Raw genomic sequence first — 16,330 nt, forward strand, 5'->3', positions numbered from 1 at the left:
CGATGGGTTTGTTTGATTTGACGGGAAAAACTGCTATCGTAACAGGCGCCGGACGCGGTCTTGGCGAAGCAATCGCTCTAGGACTTGCGCAAGCGGGTGCCGATGTAGCACTTGTTACGAACAGCACGCCTGCTGATAAGGTAGCGAATGCAGTACGAGAGCTAGGACGCAAAGCTATTACGATTCAAGCGGATGTATCGGATCGCACGAAGCTGGCGGGTATTGTTGAACGTACAGTGGATGAGCTGGGACGAATCGATATTTTGGTCAACAATGCGGGTATTATTCGTCGTACGCCTGCCGCAGAGCATAGCTATGAGGACTGGCAAGCCGTGCTTGACGTGAATTTGAATTCTGTTTTTCTTCTTTCACAGCTTGCAGGCAAGCATATGATTGAGCAGGGCTCAGGAAAAATTATTAATATCGCATCGATGCTGACTTTCCAAGGGGGCATTAATGTTCCGGGCTACACGTCCAGCAAGCATGCGGTAGCAGGGCTTACCAAAGCGCTTGCTAGTGAATGGGCGGCCAAAGGCTTACAGGTAAATGCGATCGCGCCAGGCTATATGAGTACGGACAATACGGAGGCGCTTCGTGAGGACCCTGTACGCAGTGCTCAAATCCTGCAGCGTATCCCAGCAGGACGTTGGGGCAATTCTGAGGATTTGATCGGACCAGCAGTATTTTTAGCATCTGCAGCCTCTGATTATATGAACGGCCACATTTTGGCTGTTGACGGCGGTTGGCTGGTTAGATAGGTTTGGTTATAACGACAACAAAAATAAGACAGCCCAGAGCGCGTTAATTGTTCTGGACTGTCTTATTTTTTTGTTAAACGCAATTAATCTAAAGAGACATAAGAGACAGAGCGTTGACGCAAAACAGATTCTTCAAGATTTGTTTTGTACGTAGACGAATCGGCGGAATTTGCAAGGATATGCTGAGCGGCTGTTGCGAATAATTCGATAATGCGCCCGTCCTGATCCGTTTTGTCGTATTGAAAATGGTCAAGAGGTGCAAGAGGGACACTGCCGATAAAGCTTTGAAGGAGATCGCTCCATCTGTCCAAGTCAATCGTATCCTCGGTGTCGCTGGCGAATAGCTCGCTCCAGCCTATACCCTGATTGCTTGTTAAACGGAGACATACGCGATGGCCTGTGGCATCGACAGCGAGAGCCGGGATGACGAACAGCTCAATACGAGAGACGGATAAAAAAGGGGTCTGTTCTGTGAAAATTTGGAGATGATTTGAACAGTTTGTTAACATAAATAAATCTCTCCTTTGTTCGCTTACGAGGTTAGCTGTCGGATTCGGGCAAGAGAGAATGCCCTACCAGGGTTACAAATCCCTGGATTCACCCCTTGCGAAACGATGAATATCGCTCGCGTTGGTTCCCCCGTTTTTTCATTCGAAAAATTAAGCGTGAATAGTGTACTCCTAATTATACTCTTCATTTCTGTATCTGTAAATATTACGGACTGTAAAAAACTGACGTCTATAATAAACCAGAAACTGTCGGTTGTAAACATCGCCTATCCGTAAATTTCCACCACATGGATTTTTGAAAGTTAGCGGGTTTGGAGTACGAATCGTAACATTCTTGGATAGCTTGACATTAGATTCCCCCTTAAACTTAAAAAGAAAGCGCTTTATATTAAACGAGTAAGAGGAGGAAATAATGTTGAGTAGTTTTAAATTCAAGAAAGGCTTGTCTATTATTTTTGCATTGTTTGTGTTATTTCAAACGGCAATGGGTGCTACAGCGACAATAGCCGAGGCCCAGACGACAGGAGCCGCCGTAAGCAGTCAATCCTTTGAGGCGGAGGCAGCCGTTAATCAACTTAGTGGCAAAGCAGCTGTGAAGGACTGTGAGCCTGCGGTTGGTTGTTCAGGCAATCAGCTGGTAGGCAGTCTATGGGGCGGCTCTGCTTTGCAATTCAACGCTGTGAATGTGGATACTAAAGGGATCTATACGATGACGGTGCATTACATATCGGGCGATCCCAGATCACTAGCCGTCAGTGTGAACGGCGGCGGAGCCGATCATTATGATTTTCCGAAAACGGCAGATTGGAGCACGCGAGGGACTTACGAGATCCAGCTGGAGCTTCGGCAGGGAGAGAACGTCATTCGTTTCGATGATGAAGGGGGATACGCGCCGGATATTGACAAGATCGAGCTGAAATTGCTGAATGCTGGTCCGGGCACAGATCCGAATGAACCGCCTGCTGGAAGCGGACAAGTGTATGAAGCGGAAGGACAAGGCAATAAGCTGACCGGCAATTCTGCCGTACGCTCCTGCAAAGCGGAGACGGATTGCTCCGATGGAAAAAAGGTAGGCGACATTTGGGGCGGATCATCGCTGCTTTTCCAAAAGGTTGCTGCTCCAGCAGAGGGGGTCTATACCTTAAAGGTTAGCTACATTTCCGGCGATCCTCGGTCATTTGCCATTAGCGTGAACAATAGTGAGAAAGAGACCTATTCCCCGCCTGCGACTGCGAACTGGGATACGGTTGGCATGTTCAGTATAGAGGTACAGCTGCAAGCGGGCAGCAATACCATTTTATTTGATGATAATGGCGGTTGGTCGCCGGATATTGATAAAATTGAAATCATCAGCTCACAGGCACCGGGCGAGAATCCGGGTGATGTGGATGGGATCGGCAATATTGGCAAACAAATCGATTCCAGCAAATTTGGCTCGATTAAAGTGGAGCAGCATAAGTCAGGCGTCACTTTAACAAACGGCGTCTACAAAATCATTTATAACACGGAGTCAGGACTTTCAGCGTTCGAATGGAACAACAAGACGATCGCCAAAGGGTTGTACAGCAGCATCCAATTGGACAAGCAGCTCGACAGCAAAAACTACGCTGAGCATTTGTTCTCCATGAAAAAAATTGAGAAAATAAATGACGGTCATGGCAAAGGCATTCGGGTTACGATTGAGAATCGAGAGTCCGGCCTGCCGACGATGAAGCAAATTTATCAAATCTATGAGCGTTTGCCTTATTTTCTAATTAGTCAACAAGTAACGGGTAAAGACACACTCAGCACGAATGATATGGCACCTCTTGTACTTAATGCCAAGGGTGGAATCGATATTGGAAGCCACTCGGATAATAGAGTGCTGGTCGCTCCGTTCGATAATGACGCGTGGTCCAGATACCAAGCTCGGACGATAAATACGAGCCTGAACAATAATAATTATGTGAGCTCAGAATTGACTGCTATTTATGATAATACAGGCCGCAATGGACTGATCATTGGATCGGTCACGCATGATAAATGGAAAACAGGAATCTATTGGAGCGGTTCTGAGGATCGTTTAAACAAGCTCAAGGTATACGGCGGTTTCACTTCCCCTACCTCGACGCATGATACGATTCCACATGGAAAGGTAACGGGAACGACGCTTACTTCACCGCAAATTCTCGTTGGCTACTATGCCGACTACCGCGTAGGCCTTGAGAGCTTCGGCCAAGCGAACGCTGCGGTTGCTCCGCCGCTGTCATTCAAGCATGGCGTACCGAAGGGTGTACCCGTGGGCTGGAATAGCTGGGGCGCATACGAAAGTGATTTAAGCTACGATAAAGTAGTCGCTGTGTCTGATTTCTTCAAGAAAAACTTGCAGAAAAATTCCTTCTCGAACAAAGGCAATGTTTATATTAATTTGGATTCCTATTGGGATAACCTGTCCGAGGAGCAGCTTAAGCAAGTAGTCAAGGTTATTAACAAAAACGGGCAAAAAGCCGGCATTTATTATGGCCCATTTGTATATTGGGGCGATAACATGAGTCAGGTTGTAGAGGGCACAGATGGGAAATATACGTATGGCGATATTATTTTGCGGGATCAAAGCGGAAGCCCGCTGCCGAAAGTAGACGGCGCTTACGCGATCGATCCGACTCATCCTGGCTCTAAGCAGCGGATCGAATATTATTTCAAACGCTTTCTCGATTACGGATATGAGTATATTAAGATTGACTTCCTAAGCCATGGCTCCTTCGAGGGCAAGCATTTTGACCCCAATGTTCAAACGGGCATTCAGGCGTACAATCAAGGTATGGCTCATATCAATAAGGTGCTTGGCGGGAAAATGTTTATCAGCGCCTCCATTGCTCCTTTATTTCCGAGTCAATACGCCCATGCAAGACGAATCTCATGTGATATTGACGGCTCACTGAGCCGCACGGAATATCAACTGAATAATCTTACCTATGGCTGGTGGCAGAACGGAACGATCTATCCGTATACAGATCCAGATTATATGACGCTGGCAAAGGGCGGCTCATTCGATGCTGCGCAGACTCGGGTCAATTCAGCGGCTATTTCCGGAACTGTATTTCTAAGCTCAGACGATGTTAGTGATCCGGCAGCACAAGACTTAATGAAGAAGCTGCTGACTAACAAGCAAGTTAATGAGGTAGCACTTAAAGGTCAGGCGTTCAAGCCTGTCGAGGGCAACACAGGTACAGGAGCTGCGGATATGTTCATCATGCAGGAAGGGAAAAATTACTATCTTGCTGTATTTAACTATACGAATGACCCTGTGTCGAAGACGGTAGATTTTGCGCGTGCAGGCATTCCTTCGTCCTCTAAAGTAAAAGTTACGGACCTATGGACGAATGTATCCAGTCAGGCAGCAGGACAACTAAAGGTGGACTTGAAAGGTGCGCAATCGAAGCTTTACAAAATCACCGTAAAATAAACCAGCAGCAAGGATTATGGCTAAGCAGCTATGGCTGTGAAACATAAAAATCCCTCAAGCAATATTGCTTGAGGGATTTTTATTGTCTAGCTTGTTATTAACGACCAGGGATTCGTATCGTTACTGTCGTGCCTATTCCTAGCCTGCTGTAAAGAGAGACGCCGTATGATTCGCCATATAAAAGCTTAATTCGATTGTCCACGTTACGAATGCCATAACCAGACAAAGTGTCGCCGCTAATCGGCAGGTCTTCACCGTTATGACCAGGCATATGCATGCCCATGCCGTCGTCAATGACTTTGAGAATGATATCAAGGTCGTCGCGATAAGCTTTTATCATAATGTTGATACCGAGCTTGTCGTCCCAAATGGCGTGGTTCATCGCGTTTTCTACAAATGGCTGCAGCGTTAGCTTCACGATTGGGCAGGGGAGCACGGACTCGTCGATTTGATAATGGACACGAATAAGTTCACCGAATCTCACTTGTTGAATAGCAACGTAGTAGCGGGTAAGCTGAATTTCTTCATGGATCGAAAGTTTGCTTTTCCCCTTATTGAGTGATATCCGGTAAAACTTTGCAAGATCAGTAACCATCTTGTTCATCCGTTGATCTGAATTTCGAATGGCAAGCGACGATATGGATGCCAGAGTATTGTACAAAAAATGTGGATTAATTTGTGCTTGAAGCACATTCATTTCGGCTTCTCTCTTATCGATTTCTTTTTTGTACACGTCGGAAATTAAATTGCTGAGTCGCTGTGCCATTTTGCGAAGCATGTTTCCGATCTGACCAATTTCATCGCGACCAAGCGGCCTCATGTCGAAGAGATCGAAATCCTCTCTTTCGATACGCCGGATCATGCCGACTAAATAATCGACGCGTTTTGTAAATTGTCTTGCTGTGGCGTAGATGAGCAGCGTCATAAGCCCAAAGCTGATTAACGCAAAAATTAAAATCCGCTTAGCTGTTTTATTCGCTTTGGTGAGGAAGCTGCTGTAAGGAACCAGCGAAATGCTTTTCCAACCGAATTTGGTCGTATTATAGACAACTAGCATTTTTTCTCCATTAAAGCTGCTGTCGAATCTTCCTTCTCTGTCGTTCGGAAATGGATCCTTCACAAATTGATTTAGCGGACGATTTAACATGCTTTTGTCCTCAGCGGACATAATGAGGCCATTATCATTAACGATTAATATCGTTTTCTCTGACGTCTCTTTCTCCATCAAACGGAAAATATCCGATTCCAAAATGTTGATGGTCAAAATCCCATAGGCATTGTCTAGATTGCTAATATTAAGCATGCGTGTCAGCGTGAACATGGAAGGCTGATCCACAACAGGCGGCGTTGCTACAAAGCGAACATTTCCGTAGCTGTCCAGCAATGAGCGATACGTAGTCGACCTTTTGAACACATCATCCATTCGTTTAATGTAAATGCCGTCAGCGGGAAGCGAATCGTTATTAATATAAATAGACATGGAATGAATATCTGGATTTGTAGTCAGCATATTTGAAAAGGTGTTATTAATGTATTGATAGGCATCAACAAATAGAGAGGGCTCCTCTGTATAGTTGTTCGTTAAGTAAGCGCGCAGCGAATTGTTTAAATAAAGATTTGCTGAAAGCTTTGTATACGTATCCAGCTTATTTTCTAAATTCGAATTAATTTGCGCAACAGACGCAACGGAGTTCGTGTACATTTGATCAGAAAGTTCGCTCTTAATCGTCTGATAAGAATAGAAAACAAAAAACACTAAAGGAATAATAGCTCCGAGTAAAAACATGACAAACAGCTTTTCTCTTAGCCGCAAATTGTTAAAAGGCCTCGTCAGCCAGCCAGTTACCTTTTTCATGCGCTCTCACTCCAGCCTATAGATACATTTTCCGAAATTCATTAGGTGTGCTGCCTTTGTGCCTATGGAATATGGAGCAAAAATAAGAGACATTCTCATACCCGACGCTGTGAGCGACCTCACGTACCTTAAGTGATTTATCCTTTAACAAGTCAGCTGCCCGGTTCATACGTACCTTCGTTATATAATCAAGAATCGTCTCACCCATTTTTTCTTTAAAAATGCTTCGAATATAGTTAGGCGATAAGTAGACCTCCTTGGCGATCTCCTCGACGGTAAGCGGCAAGTGGTACCGCTGGCTAATGAGCTTAACGATTTGATCGGCTACGGCTTGATTGCGGTCAATATCTCTTTCGCTTAAAGCCTTTCTTATTTCTTCGCAGAAATGCATGACATAAGCTTGAATCTGTGAGGATGAGCTCATCGACGAAATTTCCTTCCAATGGTCCACGAGCAGCAAGTCCTTGAGCGAGCCAGCAAGCAGCATGGAGAAATGCTGCTCTAATGCAGCCATTAGTCGAATAATGGCTCGGATAGCGAAATTCCGATTGATACGTTCTACGCGAATCGTTGAGAAGAGCGCTTCTAGCTGCATGGTTACTTGCTTGGCGTCTCCTGACTGCAAAGCGGAAGCAAGCCGAGCTGCAAGCTGCTCGCCATCCTCATCCGTTTGTTTGGTAGGCAATAAATCATCCGGCATTATGACGGCTCCGCCCGGCTTGAAAAACTTCTCCTCATTGCAAGCTCGCGCCTGCAAGTAGGCATCCCAAATCAGATGAAATCCGATATGCGGCGCGGACAATCCTATCGTCATTTGTGCGCCGAAGGAGAGGACGAGCTCCTCTCGGAACTTCTCCCAGAAATCCATTGTGGATTTCGCGGCTCTCTGCTCATTTCGCCATTGAAAGAGAACGAATAAAGCATGAGGCTCGCTTTCAACAACTATAAAGGAATCGAGGTACTGCCTGACAATAGTCCGCATTAGCTCAACTCTATCGGGAGAGGCTATACTTGCTGGCTGTGCTGAAATCGGATAGTCTGCCGGCGCATCGATCGTTGCATAAAAGGCCGCAAACTCCCTGCTTGCACTGAAATCAGATGAGCTAAGCTCCCATTTGCGAATCCAATCCTTTCGTTTCTCTTCACTCGGCTCGCGTATAATACGCGTCATCCATTTTTCACGCAGCCATTCTCCGCCTTGATCTGATAACTGTTCCTCCTCGCATTTTTTCTTTACCTTCTCAATTAACGCGATCAGCTCCTCCATATCTATAGGTTTTAACAAGTAGCCAGTCGCCTCAATGTTCAGCGCTGCCTTTATATATTGAAACTCGTTATGTCCGCTCAAAAATATGATTTTTACGTTCTTATCGATCTGCTTTGCTCTTCTTCCGAATTCCAGCCCGTCCATAATGGGCATACGGACATCCGTCAAAATAATGTCAGGCTTTAATTCAGCCAGCTTGCTAAGCGCTTCCTTGCCATTTCGCGCCGTTCCCGCGACCGTAATGCCGATTTTGTCCCATGGCACATAATGCTCCATCGTTTCGAGCTCAATGGCTTCATCATCCACGATCAAAATGCTGTACATGCTTGTTCCCACCTTTTTATCATGTATCTGTTTTTGAATGTTTATTTAGTTTATCTGCAATACCGCATTTCAACAATGGAGCATGTGGAAGTGTGTCGTTTTGCGTTACAAATCGGTAAATGCTTGTATAGAATGGGCGGGGCTGCCGACCTATAATGAAATCACTAAGCAACGCAAGATTGGCAGGAGGGTTATGAAATGGAATCCATATTGAAAGCGGAATCAAGTAAATCTGTTCCACCCAAAAAGAAGCGCAGCATTGGAAATTCAAATGTATGGGACAGATTGAAGGAACAGCGGCTATTATTTGTGCTCATGCTTCCGGCTATAATCGTCACACTCATATTTTCTTACGTTCCCATGTTTGGCTTATACATGGCTTTCATTAATTACTCGCCAGGCGGAGGATCGTTTTTTGGACAGTTTTTCACAACAGAGTTTGTAGGGCTGGATTGGTTCAACTACTTCTTTACGAATGGCGATTTCGTCAGAGTGATGCGCAATACGCTGGCTCAAAGCTTTCTATCTCTGTTATTTGGCTTCCCAATGCCGATTATTCTTGCCTTGATGATTAATGAAATGCGCAATGGCTGGTTCAAGCGGACGTTTCAAACGGTATCTTACATGCCCCATTTTATTTCGTGGGTCATTGCCGCAAATATTATTATCACGGTACTTTCTTCAAGCGGTGTCATTAACAACCTGTTGACTGGGCTTGGAATCATCGACGAGCCGATTCAGTTTATGCAAAATGGTCCGCTGTTCTGGTGGATTATCGCTTTCTCCAACACCTGGAAGGACATGGGCTTTAATGCGATTATGTATTTGGCCGCTATCTCAGCTATTAATCCGGAGCTGTACGAGGTAGCGAAGGTAGATGGGGCAAGCCGATTAAAGCAAATGCTGCACATTACGCTGCCGTCTATTAAACCGACCATTATCATTCTTGCCATTTTAGCGGTAGGCGGAATATTGAACGCAGGTTTTGATCAGCAATTTTTGATGCAAAATAATACGGTGCTCGAATATTCGGAAGTTATTGACACGTACACGTACAAATATGGTTTGCAAAACGGAATGTTCTCTTACGGAGCAGCTGTTGGATTATTCAAATCGGTCGTCGCGTTTATCCTTGTTCTAAGCGTCAATACGATGGCCAAAAAAATGAATGAACAGTCGTTGTTCTAGAACAAACAAGAAAAGGAGAACACTTCATGGCAAAATTTAAAAATGATTTTCTGTTTATGTCGATCGTCTACTTATTCATTATCGCGGTTTTTATCGTAACCTTTTATCCTTTCTGGAACATATTTATCATTTCGTTTAATAGTGCTGAAGATACGCTGCGAGGAAATCTGTATTTGTGGCCAAGGGATTTCAGCCTAGCCAGCTACAAGCAAATTTTATCCGATAGCGAGATTTGGACGGCCATTAAAGTTACGGTGCTGCGGACGCTAATCGGAACACCACTCGCGGTTATTGTTATTAGTATGCTTTCCTATTCACTAAGTAAACGCGAGCTCGTTGGAAATCGGTTCTGGTCACTGTATTTTGTGTTCACGATGTATTTTGGCGGCGGGCTCATTCCTTATTATATGGTGCTCAAAAGCTTGCATCTCATTGACAGCTTTATGGTGTTTATTTTACCGGGCATGATGAACGTCTTTTATATGATTATTGTACGAACCTTCATGCAGCAGCTTCCACAGGAGCTGGATGAATCAGCGAAAATAGACGGCGCTAATTACATGCAAATATTTTTCAAAATTATATTGCCGCTAACGACACCAGTGCTCGCGACGATCGGAATGTTTACCGCCATTGGCCACTGGAACGCTTGGTTCGATTCCTACGTGTTCACGTATAACTCTGATCTTAAGACGCTTCAGGCCGTGCTTGTTAAAATCTTGAATCAGTATCAAACCAGCTCGATGGTTGGCGATGCGCAGCAGATGGCTGATGCTTCGAAACGACTGGCCGTGTCTCCGGATACGATTCGGATGGCGGCAACTATGGTTGCAACGCTGCCGATATTAATGGTTTATCCATTTTTACAAAAATATTTTGTTAAAGGCATGACCCTTGGTGCAGTAAAAAGCTAATGAAGCGGGAACTTTGTTGGAGGTGATGCCGTTCACGCTTAAATAGGGATAAAAATGTACTATAATAGAATCACTTATGAGGGGGATTTATACTATGCATACTAAAAAATGGATCGTATTATTTTTAAGCATGATCGTGGTCATTTCTGTATTATCAGCTTGCGGCTCCAATAATGCTAAAAAAGACGGCAACTCGAGTGCTGGCGAGAATAGCGCTGGAAATGACAAGTCTAACGAACCACTGACCATAACCTTTTTCGATAAAAATACTGGAGATAAGTTCAGCAACGCGGTAGCGGCAGAAATTACGAAGCGGACTGGAATTACAGTAGAAATTCAACAGCCAACCGGTAATCCTGCTGAGAAGCTTAATTTGATGCTTGCGAGCGATGATCTGCCAGATCTCATTATGTTTGAGAGAAGCAGTGACTTGGTAAACAAATACATTGAGTCGGGTGCTATCATTCCACTAAATGATTTGATTGAAAAACACGGTCCAGATGTAGCAACAATGTATGGCGATGTGCTTAACAAAACGCGCTATAAAGACGGTAAAAACTATTACCTTTCCAACTGGTATGGGTTTGAGAATGAGCCCGTATTTGGCTTCAATATGCGTAAAGATATTTTGAAGGAGCTGGCTCCTGATAAAGCAGAAGGCGGAGTGCCATTCACGGAAACTGAATTCAAGCAGCTATTGCTTGATTTTAAAGCGAAATATCCAACGATGGACGGTAAAGAAACGATCGCTCTATCGATGGATGGAGAAAACTTTGGCGGTACACTTGGCACTTTCAAAGGCATGTTCGGTATGCTGCCTTTCTACGATGAGAACGGTGAGCTGAAGTTTGATGTGAAAGACCCACAATATCGCAAAATGATTTTGTACATGAATGATTTGTACAGCACGGGCCTGATCGATAAGGAATGGGCGATTAACAAAAAACAAGCTTGGGAACAAAAACTGGCGACAGGCTCTGTATTTGCTTCAACAGGCGCGTATTGGGATGCTGGAGGAGCAAACACGATTCTGAAGAAGGATCGTGGTGAAGAATCACAGCTGTTCCCTTACAAGGTTGTTGTAGATGGCGTAGATCCTGCGAAAACGACTTATGGTGGACGCAGCTCACTTGGCTGGGATGCAATTACGATTACGAAGAAAAATAAAGATCCGGAACGCACGATGAAATTTATGAACTTCCTAGCGAGCGAAGAAGGACAATATTTGTTGATGTGGGGAATTGAAGGCCAGCACTGGGATATGAAGGACGGCAAGCATACACCGCGTCCAGAAGTGCTGCAAAGCTTTAAAGACGATTGGAATGCGTATACAAAGGAATCAGGCATTCGCAAATGGACTTGGTTTATCAAGAACGGAAATGGTTCCGATGGAACACCTTATGACTTAGCGGGCCGCTTCGAACGTGGCGCTGTCGATCAGATGGCACTCAAAAACTTGTCTGATTCGGTGTATGACTCCGTACTCTTCGACGGTCTTGGACCGCAGGGAGGAACGCCTGAAGCACTGAATGAGCAGAAGGTTAATGATATTGTGAAGCAGGGGCTGACGAAAGCGATTATGGCGAAGTCTCCTGAAGAAGCAAATAGCATTTTTGATAAAATGCTTAGTGACATGAAGGCTGCTGGGGATACGAAGGTAGAAGCTATTTATACAACCAATTACAAAAATCGTGTTGAACTTTGGAAATAAACATAATGCAAGCATGATGGAGGCCGGCGCTGCCGGCCTTCTTCCATTACAAAAGAGGAGCGGATGAGAGATGAAGATTGGGCAATTCGCGCTGGAGCAGCGCATGGAGGAATATGTGGTTGATAACGGAGTCATTCAGGCAACCGTCCATTTGACGGATGGGCATGTATCGCTGAAGTGGAGCAGCGGCGCAGCACTGGTTGGCCTTTATGCTGAAGCAAGATATGGATTGGTACAGCTGCGCTCGACTTTCTACAGCAAGCATGTTGTAAACGAAACGTCTACCCACGCCATTGAGGATGGATTTGGCAAAGGGCTGCACTGGAGCTTTGAGCATGAAGAGCTTGGCAAGCCATTAATGCGTCAGCATTTCCGTATGTACGAGCAGCTGCCTTATTTGTTGATGGAGCTTGAAGTGGAAAGCGAGTTTGAATGGGAGACGAATGAAATGACGCCGCTAGCGGCGTATTTAAATGATGGAAGTATTGCACAATTTGGAGAAGGGGCGGACGCCAACGAGGAAATCAGGGCGTTGTTCGTTCCATTCGATAATGACAAATGGGTTCGTTATGCCTCACATGCTATTCCTTGCAGCGTACACAGCTATGAGACAACAGCCATTTATCGTGCGCAAAGCAGAAACGGATTTGTTATTGGATCAGTCACACATGATACTTGGAAAACAGGCGTTGTTGTGGAAGGGACATTCCCCGAGGATCTGGGCAGGCTGCGCGTTTATGGCGGAGCAGCCGATATGCAGACGAGAGATACGGTTGCACACGGAACAATTCGCGGTAAAAGCATTGTATCTCCGACGATTTTTGTAGGTGCGTTCTCGGATTACCGCGATGGGCTTGAAGTATATGGCAAGGCGAATGCCGTATTGACGCCAGCACTTCCATGGGAGGGCGGCGTACCGATGGGCTGGAACAGCTGGTCAGCCGTCATGGGCAAACTTGATTATGATGTATATACGCATACATCTGATTTTTTCTCCAAACAATTGCAGCAAAACAGCTTTGCTGACGATCATGGAAGCCTCTACGTCAACTTTGACTCCTTCTGGAACAATTTATCGGAAGAGCAGCTAAAAGACGCAATAAGACGGGTGAAAGCGAACGGTCAAAAGCCGGGCACTTATTATACACCATTCGCTTTCTGGGGGAACGATCCGGATACGCCGGTAGAAGGAACAGATGGGGCAGTGCTTTACCGTGAGATATTGATCAAGGATGCAGCAGGACAGCCGCTGCCGAAGCTGGATGGCGCATTTGCGATAGATCCATCGCACCCAGCAGCGCTGGAGCGAATTAGAAAAAGGCTGGAAAGCTTTGTCGAGCAGGGCTTTGATTATGTAAAACTGGATTTTCTGACACATGGCGCAATGGAGGGTATTTTCTATGACTCGAATATAAGAACAGGAATACAAGCGTACAACAAAGGTATGGCTTGTGTATGCGAGACATTGAATCCTGAGAAAATTGGCAGACCGTTCTTGATTAATCTGTCTATTGCTCCGTTATTTCCGCATGGCTATGCACACAGCCGCCGTGTATCCTGTGATGCGTTCGGAACGATCAATGATACCGAATATATGCTTAACGCGTTAACGTATGGCTGGTGGATTAACGATAGCTTGTATCGTTTCAACGACCCCGATCATGTTGTCCTCTATAAAAGCGACAACCAGCGTGCGATTAGCGAGCATGAAGGGAGAAGCCGTTTGAACAGTGCGGTTATTGCAGGTACCTCACTTCTGCTGGGCGATGATTACCGAATGGAGGAGGCAGCGCGGCGAGCCAAAGAATGGATGACAAATCCAGAAATAATGGCGCTGGCTAAGCGAGGCGTAACCTTCCGTCCGGTGGAGTGCAGCAGCGGGAACAAAAGTGGAAATTTGTTCATGCTACGTGCAGAGGAAGGGACCTACGTGGCTGCTTTTAATTTCGAAGTAGAGAAGGAAAGCATATTGCTCGCATCATTTGCGAGAATGGGCATAGATTCCTCTAAGGGGATAGTCGTTCGGGATTTGTGGAGTGGACAAGAGGGGCAAGCAGTGACAGAGAGTGACGGACATCGTATTGAGCTGGCACCATCGGAGTCTAAGCTGCTGCTCTATGTACAGGCGCAATAACGACATCGGTGGCCAACCAGTTATAAACTAAAAAAGGAATATGAGGAAGCGCTGCTGCATTCGCTTCTTCATATTCCTTTTGCTTTGCTACAAATCATTCAGGCTTCTGCCTCTTTCTCAATCCAGTCCTGCGACCAAATTTGAATTTCCCGGATGATCGGTTCGAGTGCGCGACCCTTCGCTGTTAATGAATATTCTATGCGAACAGGTATCTCAGGATAGACCTGTCTGTCGACAATACCGTCATTCTCTAAATCCTTGAATCGTTCTGACAATAGTCTTCCGCTGATCGGCAAAGCCGACTGAACGGCGCAAAAACGCTGCGGGCCGGACAAAAGCTGGAATATAATTAGTCCGTTCCAACGTCTGCTAATAATGTCCATTCCCTTTTGAAACCTCGGACATAAATTAGATTGATCCATGCGTATCACCTCTTTTTACTACTAATAATTATAACCTCAATATCTTATTTATACAAGCACACTTGAGTAATGTTAATTACTTGACTATTACTAGTTATAAATCTATAATTAGTTACGAATAGTAAGTAGCATGCAGGAGGCAATCGCAATGAAACCTTTATTTTTAGCGCATGGATCACCGATGCTCGCTGTCGAGCACAATGAATATAGCATGTTTTTGAAACAAACGGGAGAAAGTTTAACGCCTGATGCGATCGTCATTTTTACCGCACATTGGGAGACGGAGACCGTTACGATCTCATCCAAGGATGATCAGTATGAAACCATTTATGACTTTTATGGCTTTCCTGATGAGCTGTATCAAATAAAGTATCCTGCGCAAGGTTCAACTAAGGTAGCGGCACTTGTCGGCAAGCTGCTGTCTGATAAAGGCATTTCAGTTGCCTATGACACCGATCGGGGACTAGATCATGGCTCATGGACGATGCTTAAGCATATGTTTCCGAAAGCCGACATTCCAGTCGTGCAGGTTTCCGTTAATCCGTATCGCCCTATGGAGGAGCAATACCAAATTGGCGAAGCTCTGCGTAGCCTAGGGTCTCAAAATATTTTGCTAATTGGCAGTGGAGTTACGGTTCATAATTTGCGGGCCGTCAATTGGGGACAGAAAGAGCCGGAGAGCTGGGCAGTCGAATTTGATGAGTGGCTGATAGAAAAAATGAATAAGCATGATTTAAATTCTCTATTCCAGTATGAACAGCTCGCCCCGCATGCTAAAATGGCAGTACCGCGTGCAGAACATTTCGTTCCATTATATATAGCGCTAGGCAGCGGAGCTGCTGATGCAGCTCCTAAAGTAATTAATCGAAGCTACGAGTTCGGTACACTTAGCTACTTATCGATGCAATTTTGATCATACATTTATTTAGAGAAGGTGAGTAAGAATGATTAAGCCACATATAGCAAATCTTATTAAAGAGAAATTAAAAAGAACACAAAGCGGAAATGATGATATATACGTCATTGGTCCAGTAAAACTTCCCGTCGAGCTCGATGGAGAAACAAAGATGTTCCATTGGTACAGCTGGCTTCGCAAGGAAGCAGGCGCCGAGTTGTCTGCCGAGCAGCTGGTTGAGGATTTGAACCGATTCTCCTATGCGGATCTTCAGCAATCCAGTGTTCTCGTTTATGGCGATTTTCAACAAAGTGAGGATGCGCTTATTAGGATGCACAGTATTTGTCATACTGGAGATATATTTGGAAGCGCGAGATGCGACTGCGGTTTTCAACTGAAACAATCGATGCGTATTATTACTGAGCATGGCTCTGGAGCTTTATTTTATTTGGCCAACCACGAAGGGCGAGGTATCGGCTTGTTCAGCAAAGCGATTGCTTATTTGCTTCAGGAGGATGGCCACGATACCGTTGATGCGAATATAGAGCTGGGCTTCGTTGATGATGCGCGTGATTACAGTGATGCGATCGCCGTGCTTAAGCTGCTGCGCAGCATTCCAGTATCGATCATTACGAATAACCCGCGCAAGGTGGAGGCGCTTCGCAAAGCCGGCTTGAACGTTGCAGGCAGAGTGCCCTTATGGGGAAATACTTCAGTCTATAATGAGAAATATATCCAGACGAAGATGAATCGTTCGGGTCATATGGGGAAAGAGCCTCAGTTTCTTATTAAATAGATGAAGGCTGCAATATGGCAGTTCCGTGAAGGCGGCGCAACAGATGTCTAGAAGCACTCCATATTAGCCATAAAACGACAAAATAATTTTGCGTTCCTCTCCTTTTTCAAGT

Annotated in this window: 12 protein-coding genes and 1 riboswitch; of the genes, 8 read left to right on the forward strand and 4 right to left on the reverse strand. The window is 45.2% G+C overall.

What is annotated here, in order from left to right; translation table 11 throughout:
- Positions 1-2: 2 nt before the first annotated feature.
- A complete protein-coding gene (kduD, locus tag MHI37_RS07995) occupies positions 3-758 on the forward strand; it encodes a 2-dehydro-3-deoxy-D-gluconate 5-dehydrogenase KduD (RefSeq protein ID WP_076336246.1) in 756 nt (251 codons plus the stop codon).
- An 83-nt stretch (positions 759-841) separates the two neighbouring features.
- On the opposite strand, the gene MHI37_RS08000 is transcribed toward kduD, so the two are convergent.
- Positions 842-1,267, reverse strand: coding sequence for a hypothetical protein (locus MHI37_RS08000; protein ID WP_076336245.1), 426 nt, complete (start codon positions 1,265-1,267; stop codon positions 842-844).
- Positions 1,268-1,272: 5 nt separating this feature from the next.
- A riboswitch (cyclic di-AMP (ydaO/yuaA leader) is annotated at positions 1,273-1,434 on the reverse strand.
- A gap of 245 nt (positions 1,435-1,679) precedes the next feature.
- On the opposite strand from MHI37_RS08000, the gene MHI37_RS08005 reads away from it, so the two are divergent.
- Complete coding sequence (locus MHI37_RS08005) at positions 1,680-4,712, forward strand: carbohydrate-binding protein (RefSeq protein WP_076336244.1); 3,033 nt, start codon at positions 1,680-1,682, stop codon at positions 4,710-4,712.
- Positions 4,713-4,809: 97 nt separating this feature from the next.
- On the opposite strand, the gene MHI37_RS08010 is transcribed toward MHI37_RS08005, so the two are convergent.
- Together MHI37_RS08010 and MHI37_RS08015 are read right to left on the reverse strand one after the other, a co-directional pair.
- Positions 4,810-6,567, reverse strand: a complete 1,758-nt coding sequence (locus MHI37_RS08010; RefSeq protein ID WP_076336243.1) for a sensor histidine kinase — start codon at positions 6,565-6,567, stop codon at positions 4,810-4,812.
- 16 nt (positions 6,568-6,583) lie between these two features.
- A complete protein-coding gene (locus MHI37_RS08015) occupies positions 6,584-8,158 on the reverse strand; it encodes a response regulator (RefSeq protein ID WP_076336242.1) in 1,575 nt (524 codons plus the stop codon).
- A gap of 198 nt (positions 8,159-8,356) precedes the next feature.
- On the opposite strand from MHI37_RS08015, the gene MHI37_RS08020 reads away from it, so the two are divergent.
- The 4 genes from MHI37_RS08020 to MHI37_RS08035 all read left to right on the forward strand — a co-directional run bounded on the left by MHI37_RS08020 (position 8,357) and on the right by MHI37_RS08035 (position 14,105).
- Positions 8,357-9,346: an ABC transporter permease subunit gene (locus tag MHI37_RS08020; RefSeq protein WP_076336241.1), complete on the forward strand. Its 990-nt coding sequence runs from the start codon at positions 8,357-8,359 to the stop codon at positions 9,344-9,346.
- 26 nt (positions 9,347-9,372) lie between these two features.
- On the forward strand, positions 9,373-10,260 hold the full coding sequence (locus tag MHI37_RS08025; RefSeq protein WP_076336240.1) for a carbohydrate ABC transporter permease: 888 nt from the start codon (positions 9,373-9,375) through the stop codon (positions 10,258-10,260).
- 94 nt (positions 10,261-10,354) lie between these two features.
- A complete protein-coding gene (locus MHI37_RS08030) occupies positions 10,355-11,971 on the forward strand; it encodes an ABC transporter substrate-binding protein (RefSeq protein ID WP_076336239.1) in 1,617 nt (538 codons plus the stop codon).
- A 70-nt stretch (positions 11,972-12,041) separates the two neighbouring features.
- A complete protein-coding gene (locus tag MHI37_RS08035) occupies positions 12,042-14,105 on the forward strand; it encodes a hypothetical protein (protein ID WP_076336238.1) in 2,064 nt (687 codons plus the stop codon).
- Positions 14,106-14,203: 98 nt separating this feature from the next.
- Here the strand turns inward: MHI37_RS08035 and MHI37_RS08040 are convergent, their stop codons facing one another.
- Positions 14,204-14,527: a helix-turn-helix domain-containing protein gene (locus tag MHI37_RS08040; protein WP_076336237.1), complete on the reverse strand. Its 324-nt coding sequence runs from the start codon at positions 14,525-14,527 to the stop codon at positions 14,204-14,206.
- Positions 14,528-14,675: 148 nt separating this feature from the next.
- Between MHI37_RS08040 and MHI37_RS08045 the strand changes: the two genes are divergently transcribed.
- Positions 14,676-15,440 (forward strand): class III extradiol ring-cleavage dioxygenase, encoded by a 765-nt coding sequence (locus MHI37_RS08045; RefSeq protein ID WP_076336236.1) that lies wholly within the window; start codon positions 14,676-14,678, stop codon positions 15,438-15,440.
- 31 nt (positions 15,441-15,471) lie between these two features.
- On the forward strand, positions 15,472-16,218 hold the full coding sequence (locus MHI37_RS08050) for a GTP cyclohydrolase II (protein ID WP_076336235.1): 747 nt from the start codon (positions 15,472-15,474) through the stop codon (positions 16,216-16,218).
- The last annotated feature ends 112 nt before the right edge of the window (positions 16,219-16,330 follow it).

Source organism: Paenibacillus sp. FSL H8-0548, assembly GCF_038630985.1.
Classification (GTDB): Bacteria; Bacillota; Bacilli; order Paenibacillales; family Paenibacillaceae; genus Pristimantibacillus.